The following is a 1575-nucleotide window of genomic DNA, read 5'->3' on the forward strand; positions in this document are numbered from 1 at the left end:
CTGTTGTTCCTTCTTGAGTTCATTTCTTAAATCTTGATTGCTTTCATGTAAATTTTTCACAATAGTAGGTACTTGTGAGGCAGCTACGTGCAAATTAAAATCTGTTTGATCTGTATTTTTGTTAAGTAGCTTTTTATCTGAGAAATCAAGATTCATAATATCTTTTAAAGCATCGCTCATATATCGGAAAGGTTTGGCGATTATTTTTGCRTAGATTAAAGATCCAAGCAGAGATAATGCAAGCATTGTCGCCCCRATATGTGGAGCTAACTGCTGCAAMACATCTGTTAACTTTGGATTATCATGTGTATCATTTGCTTTACTTGCTGCATTTTGTGTATGTAAGGAATCATTGTTAGTAACTTGCTTTTCCGCTTCTGTAAGTGAAGACGTTGTGTTACTTTTCCCCGGAATATTTTGTGCATGTTCTTTTGCTTTTGCAGTTTGGCTAGGCTGCAAAAGATGATTGATGGCTGTAGAGAGTGTTTTCATGTCTATTTGAGAAGATTGAAAATTAGAGATGCTACTCTCTGACACAGCTTTATTTTGCTTTGTTTTACTGTGGTCGTTTTGTTTGTCTGATTCCGCTTGTTCCGCAGTTTGCGTTCCAGAAGCTTTCAAACGATCTTTATCGTAATTTGAGGCTAGAAAATAAATAATTTGATAAAGACAAAGTGATAACAGAATACAAAATAATAAGGTTTTGATGAATATATTTTTGGTGATGTTGTCTTTGCTACGATTCGATTTTGTAGCCAATGCCTTTCACCGTTTTAATATAAGGAATTTCTAATTTTTTTCGTAAGTTTTTAATATGTGTATCTATAACCCTCACATCACCATAATGTTCATAGCCCCATACCTTATTCAACAAATCACTTCTTGATAGTACTTTTCCCCGATTTTGCAGTAAAGTATATATAATTTCAAATTCTTTTGTAGTCAATTCAATTTGATTACCATGAACATAAGCGGCATATGCTGTAGAATTTAACATCAATTCATGGAATTGTAGTATAGTTGCAGCTTCTGCTTCCTTTGTTGCTGCCCTTCTTAATACAGCTTCTACACGTTTTATAAATACGGTGTAATGGAACGGTTTTGTAATATAGTCATCAATACCTAACTCAAATCCTTTAATTTCACTTTCTTCATTATGTAAGCCTGTTAACATAATGATTGGTACATCAGATTGTCCTCGCATAATTTTACAAATACTATAGCCATCTATATCTGGTAACATTACATCGAGGAGGACAAGATCGTATGAATTTTTTTGGAAAAGAAGAATGCCTTCTGTTCCAGCACCAACTACATCAACAGTAAAGTTTTGTGCCATTAGAAATTCACGAATAAGTTCTTGTATATCTGGGTTGTCTTCAATCACCAGTATATGCGTCATAGTAACACCTCCTAAATAACGCTTTTTACTGCAATATTCGAATTCATCATTTTTCGGATGRCTCAGATTGTTTATACATATAATAAGCCCCCGCTATAAAATAGTAATGAAAGTAGCAAGGGGGATTGTTTAGTGTCACTGAATAGTTCAGAATTACAGTAGTTCTATTATAG

At 33.7% G+C, this 1575-nt stretch carries 1 protein-coding gene and 1 pseudogene; both read right to left on the bottom strand.

From position 1 onward, the window contains the following. A pseudogene (locus tag AC1DJR_RS29280) lies at positions 1 to 759 on the bottom strand (sensor histidine kinase); the annotation flags it as partial. After that, positions 737 to 1402, bottom strand: coding sequence for a response regulator transcription factor (locus AC1DJR_RS29285; RefSeq protein ID WP_000148832.1), 666 nt, complete (start codon positions 1400 to 1402; stop codon positions 737 to 739). The gene AC1DJR_RS29285 and the pseudogene AC1DJR_RS29280, both read right to left, overlap by 23 nt. Between the last annotated feature and the right edge of the window lie 173 nt (positions 1403 to 1575).

Source organism: Bacillus sp. 05T31 (assembly GCF_056396725.1).

Coding starts and splice junctions, on each gene's coding strand:
- AC1DJR_RS29285 (WP_000148832.1), bottom strand. CDS start 1,402: ATGACGCATATACTGGTGATTGAAGACAACCCAGATATACAAGAACTT.